The sequence below is a fragment of the Planococcus sp. FY231025 genome (genome assembly GCF_052078085.1).
GTDB lineage: Bacteria > Bacillota > Bacilli > Bacillales_A > Planococcaceae > Planococcus.
Genome location: NZ_JBQJJG010000004.1, coordinates 122,960 through 149,592, shown reverse-complemented (window position 1 = coordinate 149,592; position 26,633 = coordinate 122,960). Strand labels below are relative to the sequence as shown.

Below are 26,633 nucleotides of genomic sequence, written 5' to 3'. Positions count from 1 at the left end.
CGTCGTTCAGGACAGCTCTTCCTCTTTCATTTATTCGTTTTCCAGCTTTTTCAGATCTTCCGTATAGCCTTGGTCGCTCGCTCCCCAGCCGTCGATGTATTCGCTGAGTTCTGCCGTGGTGATCGCTTCTTCCGGAAGTTTCGCCGCGTCCACAAAGACCGGTTCAAGCACCACTTTTTCTTCCGGTGTTTCGCCGTTGATCAATTGGTACAGGTAGCGCACCTGGATGCGTCCGATATCCATCGGATCGACCGCTGCAGAAGCTGCCCACGGGCTGTTTTCTTTCTGGATCATCTGCAGGTCTTCATCGCTCATGTCGATGCTGTAGACCTTGATGTCTGTACGCCCTGCCTGTTCGATGGCGCGTACTGCGCCTTTGGCGAATTCATCCCATGCGGCCCAGACCGCTGTGATTTCGCCTTCGTTCGGGTATTGCTTCAATACCGCTTCCATCTGCGCCTGGGTATCAAGCGCGGTGTTCTGCGTGGCAGCACCGAACGCTGTGATTTCTTTGATGCCCGGATTGCTTTCGAGGAATTCCTGGAACGCCACTTGGCGGCGTTCCATCGGCGCAAAGCCAGCTACCCAGATTTTCACGATGTTCGCTTCCCCGCCGTTGTCGTCCGCCAATTTCTGCAAGGTCATTTCAGCCATCTGCTGGTCGCCTTGTTCAAGCGACACCACACCTGGCACCTCCACGCCGGCGTCAAATGCAACGACCGGAATGCCTTTTTCCACCGCTTTTTCGACGCCTTGGTTCAGCGCTTCTTTCGTGCCATGGTCGATCATGATGCCGTCAAACCCCTGGTTGACCGCAGCATCCAGGTTCGATGCCATTTTTGCCAGGTCGCCGTCAGACGTGAAGACCGTCACGCTGCCGCCGAATTTTTGGGCCTGCTCTTTGACACCTTCAATGTATTGGGCCGAAAACGTCCCGAGGTTCTGCTGCATAACGAGCGCGACTTTCTTTCCGGCAAGCGGGTTGTCCGAAGCTTCCGCTTTTGTCGCGTCGGTCGTTGCTTCTTCGCTGACTTCGCCTTTTGGCTGGCAGGCCGCCAAAAACGCGCTGATGATCAAAAGAAATGCTAGCAATAAAAACGATTGTCTTTTCATGAATGGGCTCCTTTTCCTGGGTAAGCGCCGAGGGCGGCAGGGATATTTTTCTCGTAATCCGGTTTGATGATGCCTTTTTCCGTGATGATGGCTGTGATGAGCCGGGCCGGCGCGACATCAAAGGCGGGGTTGAACACTTTTGTGCCAAGCGGCGCCACCGGTTCTCCCGCAAAATGGGTGATTTCTTCCGGTTTCCGTTCTTCAATCGGAATTTCTGCACCGGAACCGATCGACACGTCGAATGTCGAAGACGGAGCGGCTACATAAAACGGGATGTTGTAGGCATTGGCAAGGATCGCCAAGTTCAGGGTGCCGATCTTATTGGCTGTGTCGCCGTTTGCTGCGATGCGGTCCGCACCGACAATGATCGCCTCGACCTCTTTCGCCTCGATCGTGTGGGCTGCCATGCTGTCGGTGATCAACGTGACGTCGACGCCTGATTGCTGCAGCTCCCAGACGGTCAGCCGGGATCCTTGGAATACCGGCCGCGTCTCGCAGGCGTAGACTTCAAATTCCCGGCCGATTTCCGCTCCGAGATGGAACGGCGCCAACGCCGTGCCGTATTTGGCCGTCGCGATGGAACCGGCGTTGCAGATGGTCATGACGCGTTTTTTGCCCTCGAGCAGCGCGAGTCCGTATGCGCCGATCTGGCGGCAGGAAGCTTCGTCTTCCTCGTGGATCCGGACCGCTTCTTCTGCCAGCAATTGTTTTGCCGCATCCACTGACCCAGCGTTCCGGACCACCGATGCTAGCCGCTGGAGCGCCCAGACGAGATTGACTGCCGTCGGGCGTGAGCTTCCCAGGTATTCGGCATCTTTTTGGACGAGGCGGAAAAACGTCTCCAAGTCTTCCGTTTCGTGGCGGACGGCGGAAAGCGCCAGCCCGTAGGCAGCGGCGATGCCGATTGCCGGAGCGCCGCGCACTTTCAATGTGAAGATGGCGTCAAAGACATCTTCGAGCGTCTCAAGTGTGACATATTCAATTTCATGTGGCAGTTTCTGCTGATCAAGTATGACCAGTTGGCCTTCGGACCAGGAAATCGACAACGGGATGCTCATCGTGCTTCCCCCTCTGCCAAACGGACAACTGTCCCTATGTCTTTGATGGTGCGCCGGTGGAGGATCAAGGTTTCACCGAGCTCCAGCGCCTGTTTTTTCAATTCGATGCGCCGTGCTTCCTCTTCAATGCCGTCGAGGTCCTTGACGTGCGCCAAGCCGATGGTGCGGCGAATCAATTCGCAGCCGGCAAAGCCGAGCGCATCGCTAAATACTTTTTCAAGGATCGCTTCGCGGTAGCCGGGCGTATTTTTGAACGCCTCCACGCCTTCTGCTTCCCATAAAGCGCTGAAGGTCCCTTCAAACGTTTCCCATGTCTTTGCGATATGGTCTGTGATCACTTTGCGTCCTTCGCCGGTTCGCGTGATCCCTTGAGCGATCAGATTTGCAAGGAACAGCCCCACGTCAAAACCGATCGGCCCGTAAAACGCGAATTCCGGATCAATGACTTTCGTCTCTTTCGCACTGGCGAAAATGCTGCCGGTATGGAGGTCGCCATGCAGCAATGCTTCCGCTTCCGTCAAAAAGCTGTACTTCAATTTGGCGGCCTCCAGCTGAAGCGGCGCGTTGTTCCAGATCGCCTCCACTGCCGGGCGCAGCTGAGGCTCAAAATCGTTCGTCTCGTGGTCGAAGAACGGATCGGTGAAAATCAGGTCTTCCGTGATTTTGCAGAGCTCCGGATTTGAAAATTCTGCGGCAAGCCGCTTTTTCTCAAACGGATGGAGCGCAAAATCCGATGTGTGGAATAGCGTGCGCGCCAGGTATTCTCCGATATCCGAAGAAAGCTTCGGATAGCTTTCCCCTGCAATGAGGCCTTCGCGTGCAATCTTCAGATGCGACAGGTCCTCCATGACCGTCACCGCCAAATCCGTATCGGTGGCATACACTTCCGGCACAAGGCCCGGTGCAAATTCGCCGTGCTTCAGGAGCGCTGCGGCTTCGGTTTCTGCACGCTTCAATGTCAGCGGCCAGCTTTCGCCGACGACTTTCGCATACGGCAGCGCCTGCTTGATGATGACGCCTTTGCCGCTGGCCGAATCGGTGATCCGGAAAACGTAATTCAAATTGCCGTCGCCGATTTCACGGCACGAAAGTTCTGCCCCTTCCGGGAACGGATAAACGCTTTTCGCCAGGGCGATTGCGGTTTCTTCGGTTAATGCTGCATATTGGTTTGTTGCTATTGTCATAGGTCATCTACCTTTCAGCTGTTGTGGTTGGGTTTGAGAAGCTGTTTTTGGGCAATAAAAAAGCCCCTTTCCAAAGAAAGAGGCGTAGAATAAGAGATTCCGCACCTCTTATCTTTCAGAAACCGCGGTTTCTGATGGAATTAGCACCGTGCCTTGCGGGATGTTCATCCCGGCGCAAAAGCGCCCCTTCTCACGAAGGAATTACGGTCGGTTGCTGGGCGTCATAGGGCCAATATCCCTCTGCCTGCTCTTGATAAGAGTGTTTGTTGTTAATACTGTATGCTGTTTGAAATGAATCCTATCATGGTTCAGAATTGAGTGTCAATAATTTTTTTTGCAAAAAAAATTTTCGCGGGTAACGATTGACAGATGGTTTTCGGCATGGAATAATCAAAATTAATTTACTCTTTCAAAAACCAATTGAATACTTTCTTATTCAGAGCAGGTGGAGGGACAAGCCCTATGATACCCGGCAACCGGTCCAGTGGACACGGTGCTAATTCTTGCAGCGCGATTTCGCGGCTGAGAAATAAGAAGTCGTTAACGCCCTTAACCTCTTCTTGTTTGAAGAGGTTTTTTTATGCCGATTTCACCTTTTTATATTTTGTTGAATTAATTATTATATCTGCCGATATTCCGCAAAACAGCTTCGTAAGACCGCTTGCTCCTTCGCGCTATGCGCTTCGTCGCAAAGACAGGGCACATTGCGCCCTGCCTTTGCCGCGGGCTCGCGCCGAGCTAACTCGAGCTTTACGCCCGAGTGGATCTCGACACTTCGCTGGTCCCGCAGGCGTCTCCGCTGTTTTGCTTCATATCTAAAAAGTGTTAAAAAAGCAGTGCAAATTAAAAACCTAAACTTGATTTTAAATGGAGTGTGCATATAGTGAGCATTTTGACAGCAACGTACCAGCTTTATGGCAAACCCGGTTCATTTGAAAAAAAGGCGGAAGGCATCGCCCTCGGCCTGACGATCGGATCGTGGACGGACCTGCCTTTGCTGGAGCAGGAACAATTAAAGCACCATAAAGGGCAAGTCGTATCAGTGCAGGAATTCGGGGATGCCCCGCATCCGCTAAAACCCGACGCCATAAAAGCCGAAGTGAAGATTGCTTATCCGAGCGCCAACTTCTCAGCGGACCTGCCGGCGATCCTGACGACAGTATTCGGCAAATTGTCGCTCGACGGCGAAGTGAAGCTTCTGGACCTCGAATTCAGCGAAGAGCTGCTCGCCCATTTCCCGGGCCCGCGCTTCGGCATCGAAGGCATCCGCAGCAAGCTGGGCGTCACGGACCGGCCGCTCGTCATGAGCATATTCAAAGGTGTCATCGGCCGCGACCTGGATTTCATGGCCGCACAGCTCCGCGAACAGGCGCTTGGTGGCGTAGATTTGGTGAAAGACGACGAGATCCTCTTCGACAATCCGCTGACGCCGTTCGACCAGCGGATCACCACCGGCAAGAGCGTACTCGAAGCCGTCTTTGAAGAAACCGGCCACCGCACGCTTTACGCGGTAAACTTATCGGGCCGCACTTCCGGCTTGCGTGACAAAGCGAAAAAAGCGCGCGAACTCGGCGCGGACGCCCTTTTGTTCAATGTCCATGCGTACGGGCTTGATGTGCTCCAGGAACTGGCGGAGGATACGGAAATCGGCTTGCCGCTCATGGCGCATCCGGCATTCAGCGGCGCTTTTACCTCTTCCCCGTTCTACGGGCTGTCGACGGCGCTTGCACTCGGGAAGCTGACGCGCATCGCCGGCGCCGACTTCTCGCTGTTCCCTTCCCCTTACGGAAGTGTTGCACTTGAAAAAGCGCAGGCGCTTGCACTCGGCAATGCCTTGGTGGAGGAAAGCCCGCTGAAACGCAGCTTCCCGGTTCCATCAGCCGGCATCCATCCCGGCCTCGTGCCGCTATTGATCAATGATTTCGGCATCGACAGCATCATCAATGCCGGAGGCGGCGTGCATGGCCATCCGTACGGCGCAGCTGGCGGCGGCAAGGCATTCCGCCAAGCGGTCGACGCCGTACTCGGCGGAAAAACGCTGGCTGAAGCTTCTGAACAGCATCAAGAATTAAAAACAGCACTGGACATATGGGGGTAACGGCAATGGACAAACCGGTCATCTTTTGCGATTTTGATGGCACGATCACCAACAACGACAACATCATCGCCATCATGAAACATTTCAATCCGCCGGGATGGAGCCCGATCAAGGACGACATCCTGGCGCAGAATATATCAATCCGCGAAGGCGTGGCGAAAATGTTTTCGCTTCTGCCTTCGGACAAGAAAGACGAAGTCGTCGACTATGTGCTCGAACAGGCGGAAATCCGCGAAGGCTTCGCTGAATTTGTGGGCTATGCCAAGGAACAGGACATTCCGCTCTACATCGTCAGCGGCGGCATCGACTTTTTCGTCCATCCGCTGCTCGAACCGTTCGGCCCGTTTGCCGGCGTTTATTGCAACGAAGCGGATTTTTCCGGCGACACGATACGGATTTCTTTCCCGCATGGATGCGACAGTGAATGCACGAGCCAGGGCTGCGGATGCTGCAAGCCATCGATCATCCGGAACCTGTTGGAAAGCGGCGCAGACAGCATCGTCATCGGTGATTCCATCACCGACCTCGAAGCGGCGAAAAGGGCGGATCTCGTCATTGCACGCGACTTCCTTATCGAGAAATGCGAAGAGCTGGGGCTTCCGTATGAACCGTTCGAGAACTTCCACGACGTCATGTCGATCATCGATGCACGGCTGGGGGTGAAATCATGACTGCCCTTCAGGCAAGATGGCAGGAACTTGCAGACATCAAAGACGAACTTGCGTTGCGCGACTGGTTCATGGGGACGAGCGGCAACCTGGCAATCAAGGTCCAGGACGCACCGCTCGAATTCCTGGTGACCGCAAGCGGCAAAGACAAACGCAAACGCACTTCGGAAGATTTCCTGCTGGTGGATGCCTCCGGCAAAGCGGTGGACGACACACCTTTGAAGCCGTCGGCTGAAACGCTGCTGCACTGCGAGGTCTATTCCAAGACGAACGCCGGCTGCAGCCTGCACATCCATACCGTCGCCAATAACGTCATTTCAGAAATCTACGGCGACCAGGGCAAAATCGATTTCCAAGGCCTCGAGCTCATCAAGGCATTCGGCCTGTGGGATGAAGATGCGGTCCTGACAATCCCGATTATCCCGAACCATGCGCACATCCCTGACCTTGCGGAAGAGTTCCAAAAGCATATCCAAGCCGACAGCGGCGCGGTGCTGATTCGCAACCACGGCATCACCGTCTGGGGCAAGGACGGCTTTGAAGCGAAGAAACTGCTTGAAGCCAGCGAGTTTTTATTCCAGTACCAAATGGCGTTATACCAAATCCATTCACAATAAGAGAGGAAGATCCATTATGGCAATCATCAAAATCCAAGGCACGAACGAAACAATCGAAGCGCAAAACGAAGTAGCAGCATTTCTTGAGCAGCAGGAAGTCGTCTATGAGCACTGGGACATCAACAAATTGCCGGAGCACCTCCGGGAGAAATTTGACTTGAGCGACGAAGAGAAGGAAGAAATCCTGGCAGCATTCAAAGCCGAAATCGACGACATTTCCGAACGCCGCGGCTACCAGGCAGCAGATATCATTTCCCTGTCGGATTCCAATCCAAAACTCGATGAGCTGCTGAAGAACTTCCAGCGCAAGCACATCCACACGGACGACGAAGTTCGCTATATCGTAAGCGGGCACGGCGTCTTCATCATCCAAGGAAAAGACGAGCGCTTTTTCGAAGTCCACCTGTCTCCAGGGGACTTGATCTCCGTTCCTGAAAATATCACGCATTACTTCACATTGGCAGACGACCGCAAAGTGGTTGCCGTGCGCATCTTTGTTACGACTGAAGGATGGGTGCCGGTCTACCAGGAAGAAGAAGGCGTGCAATCTTAAATCAACGAACTGGACCGGCCCTTGTGCCGGTTCTTTTTGTTTGCCTCCTTTCTGGAACTTTTCCGGTGCCTATCCGTACCTTAAGAACAAGGATTTTGAGGGGATGTGAGGAAAATGAAAGAAAAAGCGGCCGGCTTGAACTTCGGGACCGGCATCGCCATCGGACTGCCGTTCCTGGTTCTCGGCATCGTCCAGAAAGATCTCGCGTTTTTCATCATCGGCGTAGCGCTGGCAATTTCCCTCAGCGCTTCATCCGCGCTCAAGCCGAAAGGCAAAAAAGACACGGACAAGTAATCATCCAAAAAGCAGGTGCCTCTTTTTCAATAAAGGCACCTGCTTTTTTTGTATGCTGCGTATCGGGATACGGTGAATTAATGAAGATCATATTTATATGTCGCTTCGGCGCTTTGGGCAGAGCAAAGACGATTGCTCCTGCGCAAGCTCGTCGCAAAGGCGCTGCCGAAAGTGCCCGGCACCACCTTGGCTCCCACAATGAGCCGAGAAAACCACTCGTCTCATAGCTTCGCCTAGCCCGTAGACGCGCCGGCGCTGTGATAGTTCATTGAAAACGGATGAGCTCACCTCTTTAGCAATACTGTCCAAGATATGGAGCAAAACGGCGGAGACGCCTGCGGGAACAGCGAAGTGCTGAGATCCACTCGGGCGTTTAGCCCGAGTTAGCTCAGCGCGAGCCCGCGGCAAGCACAGCTGTTTTGCGGAATATCGTCTATTACTGATCTCTACTTCACCGTATCCTGAAAACTAAGAAACATTAAAGTTCAAGCAACTTCCTTTAAACCAACTAAACAACTTGGTATAATAATGAATAATCAGAGGAGGTTGCTGTATGTCTATTCCAAAACCGCTTGTGCAATCCAATCAAGCCTTTATTGTCCTTTCTGTCATCCTTGCCCTTGTTTTCCATAAAGCGATTTTGCTTTTGCCGTTCTTAGTCGGCGCTTATACATTAATCACCAAAAAGAATCCCGTGATCCAGTTCAATAAACGATTTTTGAAAAAGCCGGCAAACCAATATATCCAGGAAGACCGCGACCAGCAGCTCTTCAATCAGTGGATTGCCACCATCTGCCTCGGCTTGTCGTTGCTGTTCTTTGCGCTCGGCATCACCGCAGCAGGCTATGCATTCAGCATTATGGTCCTGATCGCTTCCGGCGTGGCGCTGATGGGTTATTGCATCGGCTGCACGATCCGTTACCGTTATATGATGTGGAAACACCAAAAAGCCAACGCTTAAATCGACAAAAGGCCGGAAGCCCTCGCTTCCGGCCTTTCTTCTATTTGGTCTGCCCATTTCCATGGACCAGGTATTTGGTCGAAGTGAGTGCCGGCAGCCCCATCGGTCCGCGGGCGTGGAGCTTTTGGGTGCTGATGCCGATTTCGGCGCCGAACCCGAATTCAAAGCCGTCTGTGAAGCGGGTCGAAGCGTTATGGTACACCGCAGCCGCATCGACTCGGTTGAAGAATTTCCCGATGCTGTCGGCATCTTCCGAAATGATCGCTTCGGAATGCTGGGTGCCGTATGCATTGATATGATCGATCGCTTCCTCTACAGAACCTACGACTTTGACCGCGGCTTCAAGAGCCAGGTATTCGGTTCCCCAATCCTCTTCAGTCGCCGGAACGACGCCGCTCCACTGTTGTACGGTGTTATCGCCGTGAATCTGCACACCGTTTTCCTGGAGCGCGAGGACGAGCTCGCCCAAATGCTTTTCGGCCCACGCTGCGTGGACAAGGACCGTTTCGCAGGAATTGCACACCGACGGCCGCTGCACTTTGGCATTCAAAGCGATTCGGATGGCCATGGACGGGTTCGCCGATTCGTCGATAAAGACATGGCAATTGCCGGCGCCGGTTTCAAGGACAGGCACTGTAGCGTTTGCGACAACCGTCTGGATCAGCTTTGCGCCGCCCCTCGGGATCAGCACGTCCAGATAATCGTTCAGCTTGAACATTTGCGCTGCCGTCTCCCGGCTCGTGTCTTCAACCAATTGCACAGCTTCTTTCGGCAGCCCGCTTCCCTCCAAGGCGTTGTGGATCACTTGCACAAGGGCTTTATTCGAATGGATGGCGGTCGAGCTGCCGCGAAGCACCACCGCATTGCCAGTTTTCAAGCATAGGCTGGACGCATCGACGGTAACGTTCGGCCGCGCTTCATAGATCATGCCGATGACCCCGAGCGGCACACGGATCTTCTCCATCTTCAAGCCGTTCGGCCGCTCCCACTCCTCGAGTTTTTCGCCGATTGGATCCTGCAATTCGGTCAGTTGGAAAAGTGCGGACGCCATATCGGCGATGCGCGCCTCGTCGAGTTTCAGGCGGTCCACCAGCGACTCGTTCATGCCCGCCTGCTTGCCCGCTTCGATGTCTTTCCTGTTTTCCTCCAAAATAAAATCCTGTTCTTTTAAAAGCTGTTCTGAAATCTTTTTCAGCGCACCGTCTTTCTGGGCGGTCGACACCTGTGCCATCACCCCGGCTGCCGCTTTGGCTCCTTGCGCTTTTGCAACCAAGTCGCTTGTTTGGACCGTTTCAAGAAGTTCACTCATCGTTCATCTCCCCTTTCCTGTATGGCTGAACCATTGATTGCGGTGGATGACCACTTGTCGCTTCCCGGTTTTGGTGATGACCCGGGCTTCGTTGCTGCACAAGCCTTTGATTTCATGGAGTTCATCGGACGAGAAGTTCACCTGGCCGCGCCCGATCACTTCGCCGGCCGGGTTAACTACTTCCACGACGTCCGCTGCCGTGAACCGGCCGCTGATTTCCGTGATGCCGACCGGAAGTAGGCTCTTGCCATGCTGCGAGATGGCGAGTGCCGCCCCGTCGTCCACTCCGATCTTCCCGTGCGGAACCGAATGCAGGGCAAGCCATTGCTTGGAATTCTTCACTGTCGCCTGAGGGTCGTCGCCGATGTAAGTTCCGTCCCCTTTTCCTGCCACAATTTTTGTAAGCTTGTCTTTCCCTGCGCCCGTCCCGATAAAAACAGGGGTCCCGAGCGCGAGCGCAGTCTGGGCAGCTTCCACTTTCGACTTCATGCCGCCCGTGCCGACAATCGAACCTTCGCTCGAAGTTTCCTCGACCATCTTATCGGAAATCCCTGGCAGGAAATCGATGCGTGAAGCGTCCGAATGGGCGCGCGGATTTTTATCGTATATGCCGTTGATATCGGTGAGGATGATGAGCATCTGTGCATGCGCGAGCCCGCAGACAAGCGCCGACAGCATGTCGTTGTCCCCAAACGTCAGCCCTTCGACCGACACGGAATCATTTTCATTGATGATCGGCAGGGCGCCACGTTTCAGCAGCTCCCCGAGCGCCGCCCCGGCATTCTGGTAGAGGTCTTTCTCGAGGAGGTTTTGTCGCGTCAGCAACAATTGCGCGGACACAATGCCATGCTTCTTGAATTCCTGGGCATAGGCATGCAGCAATTGCCCCTGCCCGATCGCCGCTGCCGCCTGTTTTCCAACAATGCTTACCGGACGGGCCGAGTAGCCTAGGTCGCTGAACCCGGCCGCGACCGCTCCGGAAGAGACGAGGACCACTTCATGGCCCTCTCCTTTCAAATGCGCCAGGGCTTCCACGTGTTCCTGGAGTTTTTCGATGCAAAGCCCGCCGTTTGTATTGGTCAATGAACTGCTGCCAATTTTTACGACAATCCTTTTCTTCTTCACTACTGGCCACCACCTATTTTTTTATTGCCCGAGGCACTTGTGAAAATTTATAATAGAATTATTATGCATCATTTAGAATTTTTAATCAATAAAAACTATTAAAAAGCTCCTATTTAATCTTTTTATAGAATAAATATTCATTCTTCTCTTTCGATTTAGTGGTGTAGCCTCGGTTCCCCTGCACAGTTCCACTTTCTGGAAAAACATGCTATATTTTTATTTAGAAAGAATTGTTTGTAAATCGAGCAAACGAAGTGCAGCCAGCAGTTTCATATTCGGAGAGGAATGAAGATGGAAGCAAGGATGATTCAAAAAATCGGACAAGTAGCGGTTCCGGTGAAAGACCTGGAACAGGCAGTGGAATTTTATGAAAACGTATTGGAACTGCCGCTCCTTTTCAACACCGGCACACTGGCATTTTTCGATTGCGGAGGGATCCGGTTGCTATTGAGCTTGCCAGAAAAAGAGGAGTTTGCCCATTCGAGCTCCATCCTGTATTTTCAGGTGGCGGCGATTCACGAGGCATTTGCGGAATTGAAGCATAAAGGGGTGCGGTTTATCGATGAACCGCATCGAGTGGCCAAGATGGGGCAGATTGAGACGTGGATGGCGTTTTTCACCGATACCCAGGGCAATACCCACGCATTGATGAGCGAAATCGAAGCTTCTTAAGAAAAGCGAGTTAAAAGGCATGATCCGGAATTCCACCGGACCATGCCTTTTATTGTGTTTTTATTGGGAACCGGTAAAACAGCGGCTTCTCAAACCGCTCTCTCCACCCTATTTTCCGAAGGGATGCGTGCTCTTCTGAAGCCTTGGTAGGAATCGGAAACGGCGGCGATGACGGCAATCAGCAGGATGCTTCCGATAATCCAGTTCAAGCCGGAAATGCCGCCGAAAACTGCAACCATTTCATCCAAAAAGCCCTGGTTGATCAGGTTCGGATTCGTGAAAATTAGGATAATCGTACCGACATAGACGGCTTGGACTACGGCGTTGAGTATTGCCACCCTTTGGGTCCACTGGCCTTCCCGCCATTTGTAGGCGGCCAACACGATTTGCAGGATGATCGCCAGGACGACCAGCGGCCAATACGACAACAGTACTTCCTGGTTGAACGCCGGTGCGGTGAGCTCAAGGCCATCCCCTCTGTCCATGTAGATGCCGACCAGCCGGTCCGCATAGAAGTAGCCCGCTGACCAGATCGCGGTCCAGATCAATGCGCCTATGATTTCGTACTTGGAAATCATTTTTTCTTTCGGGACATGGGCGACCTCCTTCAAGTCGTCCGGCGTCCATTCTTTGCTGGCGGCTGTCAGCGGCTTTTGCGATGCCGACCGGTCGAAGCGTTCAATCACGGCAAATACCAGCGTCAACCATGCAAAGACCTGGACCGCGGTGGCGATGGCGGCTGATATGGCATCTCCGACCAACGAAGCTGCTGCATCCCCGACTGTTGCATCTCTCGCATTTGAGAAGATGGTCGTAATGACCAGCACGATGAGCGTCACCATCACAGCGATGGGCACAATCAGCTTCAAAAGGCTGAGGTACATTTCAAAATAGCGCGGGCCGATCAGGTGCATGGGACGGTCGTTATAGCCGCTGGCCAGGACAGCCGGGTCCCCCATTTCTGCCAGAGCCGCTTTGACCTCCTCTTCCGAAGGATTTTCGGGCAGCATGTCTTCGATTGCAGAATGCAGCTCCAAAGCAATGTCCGCCCTGTTCTTTTCGGGAAGCCTGCGGGTCACTTCGCCGATATAGAGGTCAATCAGGTTCATTGCCAACCTCTCCTTCCATTAAAGTGCGGAGCCCTTCGTACGTTTTCTCCCATTCCTTTTTCAGCTGTCCGAATGTCCATTTTCCGTGTTCACTCAGTACATAATATTTCCGTGCCCTGCTTTCCGGTGTTTCCCAGCTGCTTGTGACCAACCCTTGTTTTTCCAGGCGGCGCAGCAGCGGATAAAGTGTACTCTGCTCGATGGCAATGCCATGGCTTTCCAGCAATTGCACGAGCGAGTAGCCGTATTGCGGGTGCCGCAGCTGGCTCAAAACAGCAAGCGTGAGCGTGCCTCTGCGCAGTTCCGTCGATAAGCTGCTGAAGAGCGGATCGTCCATTTCGCCATCCCCTTTTTATACTATGTGTCGTACACTATCTTTGCCTTCATCATACACCTTTTGATTTTCTCCAACAATAGAAATCTGATAATTAAAAAATCTTTTGTTAGTATATTCCGTCAACGCGAAATATGGAATAAAGGCATAAAAAAAGAGGCTTGGATAAGATCCAAGCCCCTTCATTATGCTGCGTATTCGGAATCGCTTGCTTTCAAACTTCTGTATTTGATGATTTGCGCAGCGTACCACAGCAGGACAACCAACGTGATGCACGAACCGATGATCATCGACAGCTGGTAGTCCATGTTCAGCCCTTCCGGCGCATAGAAGATATAGGTGGAAACCACGCCGGTCATGAAGCTTGCCGGAATTCCGGCGATCCAATGGAATTTGAAGTTTCTGAGCAAATAGACGGTTGCCGTCCACAGCATGACGGTCGCCACGACTTGATTGGTCCAGCCGACATATCTCCAAAGGAATGTATAGTCAATGGTTGCCATGTAGAAGGTCGGGATGCCCAATGGAATTGTCACCAAAAGGATTTTCCATTTGCCTTTCATATCCATGAACTTGGACAGGATATCCGTCACAATCATTCGGGATGAGCGCAGTGCTGTGTCGCCCGTGGTGATTGGCAGGATGATGACGCCGAAAATAGCCAGGATTCCGCCCAATGTGCCAAGAAGCGAGATGGAGATTTCGTTGACGACGCCTGAAGGTCCGCCCGCAGCAAGCGCTGCTGCCAAGCCTTCGGTGCCGCTGAAGAATGTCATGCCCGCAGCTGCCCAGATCAAAGCGATTACCCCTTCGATGATCATCGCCCCGTAAAAGATCTTGCGGCCGTCGGTTTCTTTTTTCATCGTACAGGCGACAATCGGGCTTTGCGTGCAGTGAAAACCTGAAATCGCTCCACAGGAGATGGTGACCATCAACAGCGGCCAAATCGGAAGTTCACCGGGATGCAAGTTCGAGAACGTTAAGTTTGGCATCGGCTTGCCGGAGAATACAAGCGCGACCGCTACGGCGATTGCCATAAACAATAAGATGCCGCCAAGCAGCGGATAGATGCGGCCGATGATGCGGTTGATCGGCAGGATGGTCGCCAGGATGAAGTAGAAGAAAATCAGCCCCAGCGCCACCGTAAAGCTGATCGGTGAGATTTGGGAAATCAGCTGTGCCGGACCTGCTGTGAATGCCGCTGCCACCAGCAGCATCAGCACAAGCGACAAGCCGTTGATGAACAGTTTCATGTGCTTGCCAAGATAGCGGCCGACAAGCGTCGGGAATTGAGCTCCGCCGTGGCGCATCGACATCATGCCGGAGAAATAGTCATGCACAGCTCCAGCAAAGATAGAACCGACAACGATCCAGACAAACGCGACCGGCCCGTACAAAGCACCGGCTACCGCGCCGTAGATCGGACCAAGCCCGGCAATGTTCAATAGCTGGATCAAGTTGCCTTTCCACCAGCTCATCGGCATAAAATCAAGATTGTCCCTTTTCGTATAAGCAGGCGTCGGTGTATTGTCGTCCACCCCGAATACTTTTTCAATAAATTTCGAATAAAATACATACCCCACAATCAAAAATAAAAGTGCTCCAAAAAAAGTGATCATCCGTTACGCCTCCTATGTACTGTTCTATGTTATTAGAATAATAACACTAATAAAAGAATTATAAATATAATATTTTGAAAAAACTATATTTTCTTACACATTTAATTAAATCTACCCTGTCACTGGCTCAAAATTCAACTGTGAAAAGGAAAATGTACCTACAAGAAAAGAAAGATTATTTTAAATTAAAATATTTTAATATATTTATTTTTAATTCAAGATAATTTATATCAGCAGTTGGCCTTTAATTTGAATAGTATTTTGCATGTTCTTTCAAATGAAAAACGCCGGCTCTCCTGAAGAGAGCCGGCGCTGAAGTGCTGCCTAAAAATCCATATTGATCTGCTGAGCGGGTACAATGACTTCTCCGTCTTCGTTGAACAAATCGCTCGTGGTAATGAGGACCGATTCAATGCCGGTTTTTTCAACGATAAAGCCTAGATTTCCTTTTTTCGTTTCACCCGGCGCAATCTCTCCGTTCAGTTCTTCCAAGTAAACATCATCTTCCCACAGTTTGGTCTCCCCTGCGCTCGTCTCCAGGAGAGCGACCGGCGCAAACCGGAGCGGTTCATCGCCTATGTTCTTGATTTCCACGAACAGCTTCACCAAATTAAATTCCGTGTCATGTGTGTAGGAGTGGAAAAAGTCGATCAATCCGTAAGAAGGTTTGTACCGAAGGTTTTTCGCTTCCCGCACCGTCAATTCGATCTCGCCGATGGTCAGCGTCTCCCCTTCCAGATTGATTCCTTCGAGTGCCAGTTCACCTTTGTCGTCACGCACCGTGTCGCCTTCCGCCAATAGCGCCTGATCCCCTGTCACCTGAGGGCTCTCGGCGTATCCTTCGTAATAAGCCGGAGGTTCGCTCAGGCTGCCGGCGGAAACGGCAGATGAAGTTGTTTCCTTGCCGGAACATCCTGCAAGCAGCAATGCCGAAGCCAGGAAGATGTACATGCTCTGCTTTTTCATAACTCCGCTCCCTTATTTATCGTTGATTTCCACTTTGGCTTTCAATAGATCGAAAATGATTTTCGCATGGTCGGTATTCTCCATTTGGCCTGCAAATTCTCCGCTCGAAGGTCCGAATGCATAGACCGGCACGTCCTCGCCGGTATGTCCGCCTGTCGTCCAGCCGGTGTGTGTGCGCTCATTGAAAATCTCTTCGATGGCGTTGTCGATCTTTGTGAGATCCTTTGTTTCTGCCGCTGTTTTCACTCCGCTGATTTCTGCGCTCCTCAATTCAAGGTCAATGAACTCGGAAAGTGTTTCTTCAACGCCTGCGCCGTCGACAATCTGCTGGGCCATGAAGTCAGGCGTACGTTTCGCTGCTTTGATCGGCTCGCCGAACCAGTTGTAGATACCGTCTGCTCCGATCGAGAAGCCGCCGGTTGAATGGTCAGCCGTTGCAACAACTAGGGTGTTTTTGTCTTTCTTGGCGAATTCGATCGCCGCCGCAAATGCCTTCTCGAAATCTTCCATTTCGCTCATGGCGCCGACGATGTCGTTGTCATGCCCCGCCCAGTCAACTTGGCTCCCTTCAATCATCAGGAAAAACCCGTCTTTGTCTTTGTTCAGGCGATCAATCGCCGAAGAGGTCATGTCTTCAAGAGACGGAACCGTGTCTTCGCGGTCGATCATTTTCGGCAAGCCGGCCGGCGCGAACAGACCCAGCACTTGCTCATCGTCGTTTTCAAGAAGGGATTTGCGGTCTGTTACATAGCTGTAGCCATCTTCCTTGAACTCTTCCGTTAGGTTACGGTCTTTGCGCTCAAACAAGTTTGTGCCTCCGCCAAGCAAAACGTCCACTTTATGCTGGCCGGTAATCAATTCATCGTAATAGTCATCCGCAATGGCATTCATGTTTTTGCGCGCGATGTCATGCGCCCCGAATGAAGCCGGTGTCGCATGGGTGATTTCGGAAGTGGCGACAAGGCCGGTCGCTTTGCCTTTTTCCTTGGCTGCTTCAAGCACCGTCTTCACTTCGCTTTCGTCGTTGTCGACGGCGATTGCGTTATTGTACGTTTTGATGCCCGCGGACATGGCAGTGGCTGCAGAAGCTGAATCCGTGACGTTTTGATGCGGGTCTTCCGGATACGTCATCTGCTGGCCCACAAGGTACGAGTCTAAAGCAGTGACTTCAGCACCTTTCGTTCCGGCATCATCCTGCATATAGCGATAAGCCGATGTATAAGAAGTCCCCATGCCGTCCCCGATCAGGAAAATGACGTTTTTCACTTTTCCTTGCTGGTGCGCTTTCCCTTGGCTTTTCCCAGGTGCCTGCGCTTCTGCACTCGGTACAGACGATGCGATTCCTGTAAGTGCCACGGCTGATGCAATGACGAATGGAAGAACTTTTTTCGTGAATGGTTTGCTGATCATTTTTCCGCCTCCAATTTTTTATTTCCTACGCCAGTATACGGGGCGGTTGTTAACGGAAAATCACAGCAATGTTTGGATTTTGTAAATTATTGCAATATAAAAACCGTCTGCACTGAGCAGACAGTCTGGAAATGTTTTATTCTATTAAACAGCTGGTTTTGCAACGTTCTTCACCAGGAATAAATACGCAAGCAGCGCAATCAGGCACATCGTAAAGATGGTCAAGCCCATCGGAACGGCCGTTTCTTCGCCGGCGATGCCGACAAGCGGCGCCGTCAAGGCTCCCAAAATGAAAGGCAAAAGGCCCAACAAGGCGGACGCGCTGCCGGCCACATGGCTTTGGCGTTCCATCGCCAGTGTGAACGAAGCTGTCCCGACCACGCCGATTGCCGAGACGAAAAAGAAGATCGGAATGACGACGGCCCATAGCGGTCCGTGCAAAACGACCACAGCGAGCAGCACCGCGCCCGCCAACACCGCCGCATAAAGCGCACCTTCCAAAAAGCGTTTTTCAGACACCTTATGCGCAAACCGCCCGACCGCGTAGCTTCCGATGATCAGGCCGATGCCGTTCATGCCGAACAGCAAACTGAACACTTGAGGCGAAACGCCGTAAATGTTCTGGTAGATGAACGGTGTCCCTGCGACATAGGCGAAAACGCCGCCAATCAGAAAGCCCTGTGCCAGCGCATAGCCCGTGAACTGCTTGTCCCGTAAGATCGAGGCAAAACTGCCGAACGTCGAACCCAATTGGCTCGGGATGCGCTTTTCAGCAGGCAGGCTCTCCGGCAGGCGGAATGCGGTGATCAGCAGCAATGTGATTCCGAGCAGCGAAAGCGCCATGAAGATGCCTTTCCAGTCGGCGAACAGCAGCACGCCGCTTCCGACAGATGGCGCAAGCAGCGGCACCAGGTTGTTCACCACCATCAGCAATGCAAACAGCCGCGTCAGCTCTGCCCCGCTGCTGACGTCCCGCACTATTGCCCGGGAAATAACGAGTCCTGCAGAAGCAGCAAACCCTTGCGCAAAGCGCAGTGCGATGAAGATATAGATATTCGGCGCAAAAATGCAGGCCGCCGAAGCGATGACGTAGATCACCAATGAAATGATCAGCGGCTTCCGTCTGCCGTGCATATCACTGAGCGCGCCGGCAAACAGCTGGCCGAGCGCAAGCCCCAGGAGACAGGCCGTCAAGCTCAACTGGACCGAAGAAGCCGTCGTATCGAATATGCCTGCCAGTACCGGGAACGCCGGCAAATACATATCAATCGTGAACGGGATGAGCGACGTGAGCGCCCCTAAAAGGATGACGAAACGTGCGCGTTTCGCCCCTGTAAGATTTTCCATAATGCAACAGCCTTTCTTTCCGAGAACACCTCTATTTATTTTCGCTATTATGTATACGTTCAAAACAGCTGTTTATTAGATTATCACAAAAGGCATTATTTCCCTCTCATTTTGCTCGGCTAAAGCGTTTTTTCTTCCGCGGACTCTTCGATTCAGGTTGGGTTTATTTCTTTGAAGGTTATGAGCGCACCCGCGTCCGGCCGTAATGGTTCAAGCTTCGAACACCCCTTCCCCAAATAAAAAAGCCTCCATATAAAATGAAGGCTTTCGCTTTAGTCTATTCCATTCAGGCACCCGGCTTGAATTCCTGTCCGTTGATAAACTCGCGGATCGCTGCCGTATAGGTTTCCGGCGCTTCAATCCCTGGCATGTGGGAGCAGTTTTCAAATACACGGAATTCCGAATCCGCCACGAGGCTGGCATAATATTCGGTGGTCTCCGGCGTCGCTTCATCAAAGCGCCCGCAGGTGAAGAATGCCGGCAAGTCGATTTCAACGAGCCGTGCCGTGACGTCGAAATCCTTCAGTGTGCCCGTCACCGTGAACTCGGAAGCTCCCCACATGTAATGGTAGATCTGTAGGTTCATCTCATCCAATTCCTTTTTCATTTCTTCCGGCCACGGATCGATCCGGCACATATGGCGCTTGTAATAGGCCATCATCGCCTCTTGATACTCTTCCGTATCCGTCGTCTGCGCCCATTCGTTGCGCGCAACAATTTCCTGGATGTCTTCCGGAAACGCTTTTAAGTAATTCCGCTGGTCCTCTTCCCACATCGGCGCACTGAGCGCCGGACTCGAGAAGATGACGCTCCGGACGCCTTTTGGCTGTTTATCCAGGAGGTACGAAGCGGCAAGCATCGACCCCCACGAATGCCCCAGCAGATGGAACTCTTTAAGCTCCAGCGCTTCGATCAGGTGTTCCAGCTCTTCCACATAACGCTCCACCGTCCATAAATCCGTATCCGTCGGCCGGCCCGATTTGCCGCATCCGAGCTGATCGTACTGGATGACCGGCCGCTCGCTGCCCAAATTCCGCAGCGGATCGATCTCAGAACTCATGCCGCCCGGACCTCCGTGCAGCACCAGCAGCGGAATCCCCGGTCCAGCTCCTGTAATGCGGAACCATACATTGCCTCCTTCAACAGGAATAAACCCTTCAGTCACATGCTCCATTCCGTCATACCCTCCTCAGATGTTGTCTCTATATTAAATTCTTCATCGGCCCTCTTTTCCCTTTAAAGCCTTTATCGACGATTTTTTCGGTCCATCAGAATAAAAGATCGGAAGCTTGTCTCTTTAAGATTTTCCAGCTGAATTTATTGGCGAATGAACACATTTTAAAGTTCTTTAATTTTTTCTTCAAGTTTTCAAAAAATTGTATATATTTTGTAATAAAGAGGTGCTATAATCCGTTTACTAGGCATAATTTATCAGTCATAATTTATTTTTTGGTTATTTTTGTTCAGTTTTAGTCATAAGTCCTTTGCTGGATTCATTTTGTCCAAGTGCAACCGGACTTGCTGGGTGGTCGGAGCCAATCAGCTAGCTTTTATAGTTTCGAAAAAAAAGAACACCAGCCTGAAGGAGGAGAAAGAGAATGAAGAAAAAAGCATCAAAGGGGTTTGCTGTGGTATCAGCTTTATTGTTGTCGGGCGTTGTATCGACGAGTTCGGTGTTGGCTGTAGAATTGGTTTCTAAACCAGAATTTACAGCAATAAGTAATGGAAATGTTGAAATCAAACAAGGAGTTTCCAAAAATTTCAATATTGCATTATCTTATGATGGCAATCAAAACTTGAAAGGAAAATTGTCCATTGATACCCATTATTATTGGGATGGTGGCAAATTTACTTCTAGTAAACCTACAGTAATTAGCTTTGAAGGGAAAAATTTATCAACATCAAATGTTGAAATTACTGTCGATATGGGTAAGGCACCATCTAACATTTATGCAATGCCAATCAACGTTTCCATTATAAATGAAACAGACAAAACTGGCGATGGACATAACCTCTATAACAGAACAGTAGATGCCGTGTCTATTTCTGTTCTTTCAAGCGACACCACTGCTCCTACCGTCTCAATTACCAACCCAATCGATGGCGGCTTCTACCAATCAAGCCAGCTACCATCAGAACCGGCGTTCACTGTAGTTGACGATAGCACCACAACAACTAGCTCCACCGGCTGGAGCAAAGAAGAAGGCACCCACACGCTGACGGTTTCTTCTATAGATGCTTATGAGAACAAAGGCAGCGCTTCAGCCACGTACACAGTAGATGATACAGATCCGCTCATCACTTCCCAAGTGGCGGATGGCGGCGTCTATAATACCGAGACCCTGGAAACGTTGAAAGAAAATTATTATGGAGTCACTGAAGATAACTTGAAAGGTTCTCAGGCAGATCCGCTGGAAACTTCTGCTGGCGAGCACACTGTTTCTATCACCGCAGAAGATAAAGCGGGCAACCAAGCGGAAAAAACGATCACTTATTTTGTAGACAATGAAGTCCCTTCGATTTCATTCAACTTCACAGACGGCGGCTATTACACATCTTCCGCTTTTGAAGCTATCAAACCGCTTTATACAATTTTTGATGATAATTTGGACAGCACGAAAACCAAAGCTGCTGCGCCGGTCCTTACAGAAGGCACCCAATCGCTGACGGTTGAAGCGGCAGACCTTGCCGGCAACGTGGGCAGTGCAAAAGCTTCTTATACAATCGATGACACAAAACCAAATGTGTCCATCCACCTGGAAGAAGGCAAATTCTATAACCAGCGCGCACTGAGCTCTGTTGGAGAATTTTATTCCGTATCGGACACTAATCTTTTCAGCACAGGGGCTGACGGTTTCGGCACAGAAGACGGCAAGCATCAGGCGACCGTAACTGCGACGGATCTAGCCGGCAACGAAACGGTGAAGACGGTGAACTATGTAGTCGATACCGCTGGACCGGCAATCGCAATCGATGCTGAAAAATTGGCCAACGGCGGGTTCTATACTTCCGCTTACCTTGAAGGCCTTTCCGATTTCTACACTGTAGAAGACACAAATCTTGATGCAGATAAAGTCCAAGCGAGCGCATTGAAGTCCGAAGAAGGCACACACACCTTCTCGGTAACCGCGACGGATAAAGCTGGCAACACTTCCGTTGAAACGGTCACTTACACCGTGGATGATTCTGCTCCTGAAATTTCGTTCAATCTGAAAAACGGCGGTTTCTACCAATCGGCCAAACTTCCAGCAGTTCTGTTTAACGCCACAGACAAGAACGGCGTGGTCAGCATCGTTTCCGCTGATGAATCTGCCGCTGCCGAAGGCCTGCACACGTTGACGGTGACGGCTATGGATGCAGCCGGCAACAGCACGACTTTATCTGTTTCCTATACGGTTGACGATACAGCTCCGAAAGTCGCGATTTCTGCACCGGCTGATGGCGGATACTACAATTCCGCTAACTTGCCGGAACAACCGGCGTTCACTGTGGATGAAACCAATTCTTATAAATCCAATGTAATCGGCTGGAATACGACGGATGAAGCAACCCATACCGCAACCGTTACAGCTACGGACGCTGCAGGAAACACTGGCCAAGCTGCTGTCACGTATACTCTGGACAACACAGAGCCGGCCATCACTTCCACTTTAGTGGACGGCGGCTACTATAACGCGGACGCTCTGCGGGCACTCCAAACTTATTACAGCGTTTCGGATGCAAACCTTAATGAAGAGAGCGTCTCTGCAAGCGAACTGAATTTCACTGAAGGCCAGCACGCTGCCGTAATTACTGCGACAGACAAAGCCGGCAATAAAACCGAAAAAACGATCAGCTATACAGTGGACAACACCGTACCAAGCATCGGGTTCAAATTTGAAGACGGGGGCTTCTATACTTCCGCTACCTTCAAAACTTTTGATCCGTATTACTCAGTAATAGACGAAAACCTGGACGAAGAATCGGTTTCCGCTAATGAAGTCAGCTTAGCAGAAGGCCAAAACAGCCTGACTGTCAGCGCAGCCGATTTGGCGAAAAACACAAACGAAGCAACCGCCAGCTACACGATCGACAACACGAAGCCTGAAGTTTCAGTGGCTCTTGAAGCAGGCAAATACTATAACCTTGCGGCACTTGAAGAACTCGGGCAATACTGGAAAGCAACAGATACAAACTTAGCAAGTACTGATGCTTCAAATCTCGCTTTAACGGACGGCACGCATACTGCAACCGTGACGGCAATCGATAGAGCGGGCAACGAAACAACCGTTTCCGTCGAATACCACGTCGACAACACGGCGCCGGTCATCGAACTGAACGGCGAAAAACTGGCAGACGGCGGGTTCTATAACGCGGCTTATCTGAAGTCACTGACTGAAAAGCCTTATACAATCGTTGACGCCAACCCCGCTTCTGACAGTGCGAGCGATTTCGAAACTGAAGAAGGAACACATGAATACACTATTACGGCAACCGACAAAGCAGGAAATACTTCTTCCAAAACCGTTTCGTATACTGTCGACAACACAGCACCAAGCATTTCATTTGAATTGAAAAACGGCGGCGTCTATAACGCAGCTTCACTCGAAGCGATCGGCCAGTATTATAACGCTGCAGACGAGAATGGCGGCGTTAACGTGAACGCAGATGCTTTGGTAACGAACGTGGACGGCAGCTACACATTGAACGTGACGGCAACCGATCGAGCCGGCAACACGTCAACTGATTCGGTCACGTATACGGTCGACAACACCAATCCGGAAATCGCCTTCCTTTTGGAAAACGGCGGCCATTACACAACTCAATCGCTGGCGGAAGCTTTGGCTGGCGGAACTTACTACACAGCAACAGATGCTCATTTGGGAGAAGTAAACGCGGATGAACTGGCAACGGCTGAAGGCGAGCATACGCTGACCGTTTCGGCAGTGGATGCTGCGGGCAACCAATCCGAAGCTTCGATCACTTATGTGGTCGACAATACCGCTCCAGTCATCAGCGGGCTGCAAGGGCTGTTCGATGGCCAGCGCTTCCTCCAGGGCCAGACAGTATCAGTAACTCCTGTTGCTGCCGATAATTTCGACAATAGCCTCCAAATGGCAACAACGCTATTGGACACGTCAAAAACCGGAAAACAATCGGTGACAGTCTCTGTAACCGATAAAGCGGGCAATGTGAGCACGTATACCATGTCCTATTACGTATACGGCTTCAGCGGCGTCCTTGAGCCGGTCAAAGCAGACGGCAAGAGCGCATTCCAGAAAAACAGAACGGTTCCAGTGAAGTTCCAGATTGCAGACGGCAGCTTGTTCGTCAAAGACGCAACAGCGACCATCCACCTAGTTAAATTGTCGAACAACGAAGCTGGAGAAGAAATCCAAGTGACTTCCACTTCGAATGCGACAACCGGCAATCTGTTCCGCTATGACCTGACTGACAATCAATACATCTTCAACCTCGGCACAAAAGATTTGGAAGTCGGCCAGTATAAAGCCGTGATCTCTATCACGCTTGACGGCATGACAACCCGCAACGAATCACAGACCTTCAGCATCAAAAAATAACAGCCAACCAGCACCGCTCCGGCGGTGCTGGTTTTTTATCCGACCTGCCGTTTGTCAGACTACCTTCATAAAAAATGGCCTAACAAAAAAGCATCCAGCCCAATTCAGGGTGGATGCTTTTTCGACTTTATTTATTTCACTTCAACCGTCCAGCCAAGCGTATCTTCCACTTTGCCTGTCTGGATGCCGGTGATCGTATTGTATAATTTCTGCGACAACTCGCCGATTTCGTGGTTGTTGACGACCATTTTCCGGCCCTGCCAGTTCAATTCGCCGACCGGAGAGATAACGGCAGCCGTGCCCGTGCCGAATACTTCCTCGAGCTGGCCGTCTGCGAAGGCCTGATAGATTTCATTGATTGAAACTTTCCGTTCTGTCACCGGCACGCCCCACGAATTCAATAATTCGATGATTGAGGTGCGCGTGATGCCTTTCAGGATGCTGCCGTTGAGTGCAGGCGTCACCACTTCGCCGTTGATCTTGAAGAAAATGTTCATGCTGCCGACTTCTTCGATGTACTTCTTCTCGACGCCATCGAGCCATAAGACATCTGCATTCCCTGCTTGTTTTGCTTGGGCCTGCGCCTGGTAGCCGGATGAATAGTTCCCGGCAGTCTTCGCCATTCCCGTGCCGCCTTTTACGGCTCGGGTGAACTGGTCTTCGACATGGATCACGACCGGTTTCAAGCCGCCCGGGAAATAAGAGCCAACTGGAGACAGGATGATCATGAGTTTATAGGTTTTTGAAGGCCCTACTGCCAGATTCGCTTCAGTAGAGATAATGAACGGCCGGATATACAGCGATGTCCCTTGCGTGGAAGGAACCCAGTCTTTCTCCAGCTCAATCAGTTTTGTCAGGTAGTCGAGCATTTTCGCTTCATCGACCGGCGGAATGCTGAGGCGCTCGCTCGACAAGTTGAGGCGCTCGAAGTTCTTCTCCGGACGGAACAGCAAGATTCTGCCGTCCTCGGTCCGGTAGGCTTTCATGCCTTCGAAAACCGTCTGTCCGTAGTGGAAAATCATGGCCGCCGGGTCCAGCGTAATCGGAGCGTACGGCGTGATTTTCGGTTCGTGCCAGCCTGTTCCTTCCTCATATTCCATCGTGAACATGTGGTCAGTAAAAATGGTCCCAAAGGGCACCTGATCCTGTGACGGCTTCTCTTTCTTATTCGTGCTGTTAACAATTTCAAGTTCATATGTACTTACCAATGTCAGGCACTCCTTTCGAAATCGTGGATGGGATTGGGTAATGCGGATAATTATACACCCCCTCTCTGCCAAGTTAAAGCGTTTTTTATAAAATAAAGAAAATTAAGAGAAAAGGCCTGACATTGGCGTTGACTAACTATTCATTTGTTAATTTTCGATGGGGACTAAGCCATCAAACTCTTCGAAGCCACCATACTTTTCATGCATCTTTTCTTTGTACTCCTCGAACGGCAAATGAAAATTTTCCGGCGGGTTTCCAAGTAGGATTTCAAAGACCCCGTCTAAAAAAGTGACAAGATAGCTTTCTTTTAATTCAGGGTCGCCGCTTTCGATTTCGAGTTTGAACTCCTCCAGGTTATCGGGATAGCAATTGAGCAGTGTCATCTTGCGCCGGCCATCTGCAGATACCTGGCAACAGACGCCATAGCCCAAGTTCTCCTGGATTTCGTGTCCATATTTTATAGCGTCTTCCGGCATGCGGGATCGAACAGCATTATATCCGCAGCGCCTGCAGACAATGTACCCCACACTAATTTTATAATAATAATCTTCACTAGCAGATCTTCCGCAATGCGGACATTCAACAGCAGAATAAACAGAAGCCATCATTAATCCTCCCCTTCTATTTTTGATCATTCATTAGAGAAGGGTCCGGTTTTCCGTCTGGGAAAAACGTGATGCGGGGGTTTAAAAAGCGGCGGCTTGCGAAGATGGAGCTTTCTCCATTTTCAAATAAATTATTTATTCCGTCAATATAAAAAGAGAAAAAAAAGCACTGCTTCGATGCCACGCGGCATTCGGAGCAATGCTTTCTATCGGATCACATCGATAAAATGGGCAAGGATGCGGGCCGTCAGCCCCCATATCACTTTGTCTTCATACAGGTAGAAATATTCTTCCATCTCCCGGGCGCGCCAGCTGTAATCGCGGCCCCCTTCGATCAGCTCATACGGAAAATCGTCTTCCGGCTGGACATCGAATTGGATCTGGTAGATCCGCGGTTCGTTTTCGAGGAAAAAACTCAACGGCACGCTGAAGAGGCTGCCCACTTCTGCAGGATTCGGTTCGAACGTCGCGGAAGGATCAATGAACCCGGCAAACGCATAGACGATCATCCCGAACGGCGAGACGATGTAGTCGAGCGGGAACACTTCCGAGATTTCATCTTCGCTGATGCCGAGTTCTTCATTGGTTTCCCGGAGTGCGGCGAACTTTGCGGAAGTGTCCCCGGGATCGATCCGCCCGCCTGGAAAGCAGACTTCCCCCGGCTGGCGGCGGAGCTCTTCAGAGCGCGTCTCGAAGAGGACATGGACTTCCCCGTCTTTTTGGACAAGCGGCAGCAAAATCGAGTATTTCGAGAAATTCCGGCTGCCGAGCACCTGCGGTTTATGGGTTTTGATCTTTTCGGTAATTTTTTTGGCGTCCAT

At 51.2% G+C, this 26,633-nt stretch carries 23 protein-coding genes and 2 riboswitches; of the genes, 8 read left to right on the top strand and 15 right to left on the bottom strand.

Translation table 11 applies throughout. The annotated features are described in order from the left end of the window. Positions 1-30: 30 nt before the first annotated feature. From ACTL32_RS04015 to mtnK, 3 genes are read right to left on the bottom strand one after another with little or no spacing between them, the layout of a single operon-like run. Positions 31-1,113 carry a sugar ABC transporter substrate-binding protein gene (locus ACTL32_RS04015; RefSeq protein WP_441340246.1) on the bottom strand — a complete coding sequence of 361 codons (1,083 nt, stop codon included), beginning with the start codon at positions 1,111-1,113 and terminating at the stop codon, positions 31-33. Beyond that, complete coding sequence (gene mtnA, locus ACTL32_RS04010; protein ID WP_441340245.1) at positions 1,110-2,171, bottom strand: S-methyl-5-thioribose-1-phosphate isomerase; 1,062 nt, start codon at positions 2,169-2,171, stop codon at positions 1,110-1,112. Before mtnA ends, ACTL32_RS04015 begins: the two co-directional genes overlap by 4 nt. Continuing rightward, positions 2,168-3,355: an S-methyl-5-thioribose kinase gene (gene mtnK / locus ACTL32_RS04005; protein ID WP_441340244.1), complete on the bottom strand. Its 1,188-nt coding sequence runs from the start codon at positions 3,353-3,355 to the stop codon at positions 2,168-2,170. Before mtnK ends, mtnA begins: the two co-directional genes overlap by 4 nt. Before the next feature lie 105 nt (positions 3,356-3,460). Further along, positions 3,461-3,615, bottom strand: a riboswitch (SAM riboswitch). A 169-nt stretch (positions 3,616-3,784) separates the two neighbouring features. Beyond that, a riboswitch (SAM riboswitch) is annotated at positions 3,785-3,891 on the top strand. Positions 3,892-4,238: 347 nt separating this feature from the next. Here mtnK and mtnW point away from each other — a divergent pair. The 6 genes from mtnW to ACTL32_RS03975 all read left to right on the top strand — a co-directional run bounded on the left by mtnW (position 4,239) and on the right by ACTL32_RS03975 (position 8,546). Then, positions 4,239-5,453: a 2,3-diketo-5-methylthiopentyl-1-phosphate enolase gene (mtnW, locus tag ACTL32_RS04000; protein WP_441340243.1), complete on the top strand. Its 1,215-nt coding sequence runs from the start codon at positions 4,239-4,241 to the stop codon at positions 5,451-5,453. A gap of 5 nt (positions 5,454-5,458) precedes the next feature. Further along, positions 5,459-6,124, top strand: a complete 666-nt coding sequence (locus tag ACTL32_RS03995) for a 2-hydroxy-3-keto-5-methylthiopentenyl-1-phosphate phosphatase (RefSeq protein WP_441340242.1) — start codon at positions 5,459-5,461, stop codon at positions 6,122-6,124. Then, positions 6,121-6,738 carry a methylthioribulose 1-phosphate dehydratase gene (locus ACTL32_RS03990; RefSeq protein ID WP_441340241.1) on the top strand — a complete coding sequence of 206 codons (618 nt, stop codon included), beginning with the start codon at positions 6,121-6,123 and terminating at the stop codon, positions 6,736-6,738. The genes ACTL32_RS03995 and ACTL32_RS03990 overlap by 4 nt, the downstream gene beginning before the upstream one ends. Positions 6,739-6,754: 16 nt before the next feature. After that, entirely contained in the window at positions 6,755-7,291 is a 537-nt protein-coding gene (locus ACTL32_RS03985) for a 1,2-dihydroxy-3-keto-5-methylthiopentene dioxygenase (protein ID WP_204893265.1), read from the top strand. Between the two features lie 114 nt (positions 7,292-7,405). Further along, on the top strand, positions 7,406-7,585 hold the full coding sequence (locus tag ACTL32_RS03980) for a hypothetical protein (protein ID WP_441340240.1): 180 nt from the start codon (positions 7,406-7,408) through the stop codon (positions 7,583-7,585). 553 nt (positions 7,586-8,138) lie between these two features. Beyond that, positions 8,139-8,546 carry a DUF4395 domain-containing protein gene (locus ACTL32_RS03975; protein ID WP_441340239.1) on the top strand — a complete coding sequence of 136 codons (408 nt, stop codon included), beginning with the start codon at positions 8,139-8,141 and terminating at the stop codon, positions 8,544-8,546. Positions 8,547-8,586: 40 nt separating this feature from the next. Here the strand turns inward: ACTL32_RS03975 and ACTL32_RS03970 are convergent, their stop codons facing one another. Both ACTL32_RS03970 and proB read right to left on the bottom strand, forming a co-directional pair. Beyond that, on the bottom strand, positions 8,587-9,855 hold the full coding sequence (locus ACTL32_RS03970) for a glutamate-5-semialdehyde dehydrogenase (RefSeq protein WP_441340238.1): 1,269 nt from the start codon (positions 9,853-9,855) through the stop codon (positions 8,587-8,589). Positions 9,856-9,858: 3 nt separating this feature from the next. Continuing rightward, the gene (gene proB / locus ACTL32_RS03965) at positions 9,859-10,980 is read right to left on the bottom strand and encodes a glutamate 5-kinase (RefSeq protein WP_441340237.1); all 1,122 of its coding nucleotides are present in this window, start codon (positions 10,978-10,980) and stop codon (positions 9,859-9,861) included. Positions 10,981-11,271: 291 nt separating this feature from the next. On the opposite strand from proB, the gene ACTL32_RS03960 reads away from it, so the two are divergent. After that, complete coding sequence (locus ACTL32_RS03960; protein WP_441340236.1) at positions 11,272-11,652, top strand: VOC family protein; 381 nt, start codon at positions 11,272-11,274, stop codon at positions 11,650-11,652. A gap of 89 nt (positions 11,653-11,741) precedes the next feature. On the opposite strand, the gene ACTL32_RS03955 is transcribed toward ACTL32_RS03960, so the two are convergent. The 7 genes from ACTL32_RS03955 to ACTL32_RS03925 form a co-directional block, all read right to left on the bottom strand. Continuing rightward, on the bottom strand, positions 11,742-12,761 hold the full coding sequence (locus ACTL32_RS03955; RefSeq protein WP_441340235.1) for an HAAS signaling domain-containing protein: 1,020 nt from the start codon (positions 12,759-12,761) through the stop codon (positions 11,742-11,744). Continuing rightward, entirely contained in the window at positions 12,748-13,098 is a 351-nt protein-coding gene (locus tag ACTL32_RS03950; protein ID WP_441340234.1) for a PadR family transcriptional regulator, read from the bottom strand. Before ACTL32_RS03950 ends, ACTL32_RS03955 begins: the two co-directional genes overlap by 14 nt. Positions 13,099-13,280: 182 nt before the next feature. Next, positions 13,281-14,714 (bottom strand): carbon starvation CstA family protein, encoded by a 1,434-nt coding sequence (locus ACTL32_RS03945; RefSeq protein WP_441340233.1) that lies wholly within the window; start codon positions 14,712-14,714, stop codon positions 13,281-13,283. 324 nt (positions 14,715-15,038) lie between these two features. Then, a complete protein-coding gene (locus ACTL32_RS03940; protein ID WP_441340232.1) occupies positions 15,039-15,680 on the bottom strand; it encodes a DUF4352 domain-containing protein in 642 nt (213 codons plus the stop codon). A gap of 12 nt (positions 15,681-15,692) precedes the next feature. Next, a complete protein-coding gene (locus ACTL32_RS03935; protein WP_441340231.1) occupies positions 15,693-17,090 on the bottom strand; it encodes an alkaline phosphatase in 1,398 nt (465 codons plus the stop codon). Positions 17,091-17,234: 144 nt separating this feature from the next. Then, positions 17,235-18,437: a Bcr/CflA family efflux MFS transporter gene (locus ACTL32_RS03930; protein ID WP_441340230.1), complete on the bottom strand. Its 1,203-nt coding sequence runs from the start codon at positions 18,435-18,437 to the stop codon at positions 17,235-17,237. 286 nt (positions 18,438-18,723) lie between these two features. Beyond that, a complete protein-coding gene (locus ACTL32_RS03925; protein ID WP_441340229.1) occupies positions 18,724-19,611 on the bottom strand; it encodes a proline iminopeptidase-family hydrolase in 888 nt (295 codons plus the stop codon). An 862-nt stretch (positions 19,612-20,473) separates the two neighbouring features. On the opposite strand from ACTL32_RS03925, the gene ACTL32_RS03920 reads away from it, so the two are divergent. Next, the gene (locus ACTL32_RS03920; RefSeq protein ID WP_441340228.1) at positions 20,474-23,998 is read left to right on the top strand and encodes an Ig-like domain-containing protein; all 3,525 of its coding nucleotides are present in this window, start codon (positions 20,474-20,476) and stop codon (positions 23,996-23,998) included. Between the two features lie 131 nt (positions 23,999-24,129). On the opposite strand, the gene ACTL32_RS03915 is transcribed toward ACTL32_RS03920, so the two are convergent. The 3 genes from ACTL32_RS03915 to ACTL32_RS03905 form a co-directional block, all read right to left on the bottom strand. Then, a complete protein-coding gene (locus ACTL32_RS03915) occupies positions 24,130-25,206 on the bottom strand; it encodes a branched-chain amino acid aminotransferase (protein ID WP_441340227.1) in 1,077 nt (358 codons plus the stop codon). Positions 25,207-25,353: 147 nt separating this feature from the next. Continuing rightward, a complete protein-coding gene (locus ACTL32_RS03910) occupies positions 25,354-25,812 on the bottom strand; it encodes a hypothetical protein (RefSeq protein WP_441340226.1) in 459 nt (152 codons plus the stop codon). A gap of 206 nt (positions 25,813-26,018) precedes the next feature. Continuing rightward, positions 26,019-26,633, bottom strand: a complete 615-nt coding sequence (locus ACTL32_RS03905; RefSeq protein ID WP_441340225.1) for an NUDIX hydrolase — start codon at positions 26,631-26,633, stop codon at positions 26,019-26,021.

Coding starts and splice junctions, on each gene's coding strand:
- ACTL32_RS04015 (WP_441340246.1), bottom strand. CDS start 1,113: ATGAAAAGACAATCGTTTTTATTGCTAGCATTTCTTTTGATCATCAGC.
- mtnA (WP_441340245.1), bottom strand. CDS start 2,171: ATGAGCATCCCGTTGTCGATTTCCTGGTCCGAAGGCCAACTGGTCATA.
- mtnK (WP_441340244.1), bottom strand. CDS start 3,355: ATGACAATAGCAACAAACCAATATGCAGCATTAACCGAAGAAACCGCA.
- ACTL32_RS03995 (WP_441340242.1), top strand. CDS start 5,459: ATGGACAAACCGGTCATCTTTTGCGATTTTGATGGCACGATCACCAAC.
- ACTL32_RS03990 (WP_441340241.1), top strand. CDS start 6,121: ATGACTGCCCTTCAGGCAAGATGGCAGGAACTTGCAGACATCAAAGAC.
- ACTL32_RS03985 (WP_204893265.1), top strand. CDS start 6,755: ATGGCAATCATCAAAATCCAAGGCACGAACGAAACAATCGAAGCGCAA.
- ACTL32_RS03980 (WP_441340240.1), top strand. CDS start 7,406: ATGAAAGAAAAAGCGGCCGGCTTGAACTTCGGGACCGGCATCGCCATC.
- ACTL32_RS03975 (WP_441340239.1), top strand. CDS start 8,139: ATGTCTATTCCAAAACCGCTTGTGCAATCCAATCAAGCCTTTATTGTC.
- ACTL32_RS03970 (WP_441340238.1), bottom strand. CDS start 9,855: ATGAGTGAACTTCTTGAAACGGTCCAAACAAGCGACTTGGTTGCAAAA.
- ACTL32_RS03960 (WP_441340236.1), top strand. CDS start 11,272: ATGGAAGCAAGGATGATTCAAAAAATCGGACAAGTAGCGGTTCCGGTG.
- ACTL32_RS03955 (WP_441340235.1), bottom strand. CDS start 12,761: ATGAACCTGATTGACCTCTATATCGGCGAAGTGACCCGCAGGCTTCCC.
- ACTL32_RS03950 (WP_441340234.1), bottom strand. CDS start 13,098: ATGGACGATCCGCTCTTCAGCAGCTTATCGACGGAACTGCGCAGAGGC.
- ACTL32_RS03945 (WP_441340233.1), bottom strand. CDS start 14,714: ATGATCACTTTTTTTGGAGCACTTTTATTTTTGATTGTGGGGTATGTA.
- ACTL32_RS03940 (WP_441340232.1), bottom strand. CDS start 15,680: ATGAAAAAGCAGAGCATGTACATCTTCCTGGCTTCGGCATTGCTGCTT.
- ACTL32_RS03935 (WP_441340231.1), bottom strand. CDS start 17,090: ATGATCAGCAAACCATTCACGAAAAAAGTTCTTCCATTCGTCATTGCA.
- ACTL32_RS03930 (WP_441340230.1), bottom strand. CDS start 18,437: ATGGAAAATCTTACAGGGGCGAAACGCGCACGTTTCGTCATCCTTTTA.
- ACTL32_RS03925 (WP_441340229.1), bottom strand. CDS start 19,611: ATGGAGCATGTGACTGAAGGGTTTATTCCTGTTGAAGGAGGCAATGTA.
- ACTL32_RS03910 (WP_441340226.1), bottom strand. CDS start 25,812: ATGGCTTCTGTTTATTCTGCTGTTGAATGTCCGCATTGCGGAAGATCT.
- ACTL32_RS03905 (WP_441340225.1), bottom strand. CDS start 26,633: ATGGACGCCAAAAAAATTACCGAAAAGATCAAAACCCATAAACCGCAG.